The following is a 1,523-nucleotide window of genomic DNA, read 5'->3' as shown; positions in this document are numbered from 1 at the left end:
CATACTTGAAAGTATAATGTAAGTAATTAGCCAACCATGGGGCTTCTTTTGCCTTTTTTTTTATTTAGTAAATTTCTTAATATTTATAGCTAAGAGAGCCCAAGAGAGGTGTCATTCCAGCGCGTGACGCTGGAATCCCAAAAAAAGGATGATGTCATCCCAGTGCTTGACACTGGGATCCAGAAAACTTAACTTTAAATAAGTGGCTGCATAATAAAGACTAGATCCCAGTGTCACGCACTGGGATGACAGGAGAAGAAGGCTACTCGGATGACATGGCTAAAAGAGCCCAAGAGAGGTGTCATTCCAGTCTGGGATCTAGAAAAAAAGAAGCTGGATCCCAGTGTCTGGGCACTGGGATGACAAAAAAGGGGCTACTCGGATGACACCGTCATAAAGGAACCAGTGTCAGCTACTTTCATGACACCATCTGCCACCTGCAAATTGCAATGTTCGTACAGTTGTGCTAGTAACGCTAATGTGGAAAGTGTTGAGGATAGGCAACAAAAATGCTTATATAAAAAATTATTGCTCAAAACGGGAAAACCATGAACAAAGAGCATAACTAAACTACTAATGACTGCTGAGTGAACTCAATATCCAATATAGACTGCTTAGTCTTTAATACAGGCTCTTTACCACGAATAATGCATTGATAAATAACTGCCAACTCTTTTTTTGAGCATTCTTTTTCTAAGAACCTAAAAGCAGATGCAGCAAGATATTCTCTATTTTCTTCAAATGCTAACCAGTAACGGTCTTCTTGCTCACATACAAAACCTGTTGTGTTAGAACCAGCAAAAATATCTAAAACAACATCTCCCGGTTGTGTTAAAAACCGAATAAAAAATTGAGGTAATTTAGCAGGGAATCTAGCTGGATGTTGTTTTATACCTAGTTCCTTACATGCAGCAAGATACCGTCTATTAGACTCTGAATTGGGAATCTGCAAAAGATTTGATGGCTCCATCATCTTTACCAAAGCTACTACCAATATTATGTCCTGATGGTCGTTCTTTTGGAGTATAATAAGCCTCTGGATTCTCGATAAGTTTTTTCATGCGGCCACTGTATTCCACTAGCACCTTTGTGACATCTGCTTTAGGCCACTCAGTTTTGCTATACTGTATTAACAGAATCTTTTGCTCTGATTTTTCTCTTATTTACCCATTCAATTGGACTTGGCAATTTAGAAGGGTTATACCAATAGAAATCTTCTGCAAGGAAGAAGCCTATATCATCACAGAAATGCATAAGCACTCTAAAATTATATAAACTTCTGGATGGCACGCCTTTTTCATAAGCTCCACCTAGATCAAGTACAAAACTGCCTGTATCTTTGAGTTTGCTATGTACTAATTTTGCAAATTGACCAAGCCAGGCAACATATTCGGCTTGGGATTCATTTCCGTATTCTTTTTTTCTTTGCAAAGCAAACGGTGGACTGGTTATTAGAGGTTGTCCACAAACCAGTAAATCAAGCATATTCCCTACTTAACATAACTTTACTCATAGCCAGATAT

General features: G+C 38.4%; 5 protein-coding genes. 1 reads left to right on the top strand and 4 read right to left on the bottom strand.

Annotated features, from left to right (window positions below):
- Positions 1–111: 111 nt before the first annotated feature.
- Entirely contained in the window at positions 112–237 is a 126-nt protein-coding gene (locus BA053_RS08460; RefSeq protein ID WP_255356264.1) for a hypothetical protein, read from the bottom strand.
- 8 nt (positions 238–245) lie between these two features.
- Here BA053_RS08460 and BA053_RS07560 point away from each other — a divergent pair, with 8 nt between their 5' ends.
- On the top strand, positions 246–386 hold the full coding sequence (locus BA053_RS07560) for a hypothetical protein (RefSeq protein ID WP_167347038.1): 141 nt from the start codon (positions 246–248) through the stop codon (positions 384–386).
- Here the strand turns inward: BA053_RS07560 and BA053_RS07555 are convergent.
- The 3 genes from BA053_RS07555 to BA053_RS08205 all read right to left on the bottom strand — a co-directional run bounded on the left by BA053_RS07555 (position 375) and on the right by BA053_RS08205 (position 1,485).
- A complete protein-coding gene (locus BA053_RS07555) occupies positions 375–563 on the bottom strand; it encodes a hypothetical protein (protein WP_156518111.1) in 189 nt (62 codons plus the stop codon). The genes BA053_RS07560 and BA053_RS07555 overlap by 12 nt on opposite strands.
- Before the next feature lie 2 nt (positions 564–565).
- Entirely contained in the window at positions 566–970 is a 405-nt protein-coding gene (locus BA053_RS08210) for a site-specific DNA-methyltransferase (protein WP_245611628.1), read from the bottom strand.
- Positions 971–1,119: 149 nt separating this feature from the next.
- Complete coding sequence (locus BA053_RS08205) at positions 1,120–1,485, bottom strand: DNA methyltransferase (protein WP_245611118.1); 366 nt, start codon at positions 1,483–1,485, stop codon at positions 1,120–1,122.
- Positions 1,486–1,523: the final 38 nt, after the last annotated feature.

The sequence above is a fragment of the Wolbachia endosymbiont of Nomada ferruginata genome, from assembly GCF_001675785.1.
Lineage (GTDB): Bacteria > Pseudomonadota > Alphaproteobacteria > Rickettsiales > Anaplasmataceae > Wolbachia > Wolbachia pipientis.
The sequence above is the reverse complement of the archived record's forward strand: the minus strand, read 5'-3'. Positions and strand labels throughout refer to the sequence as shown.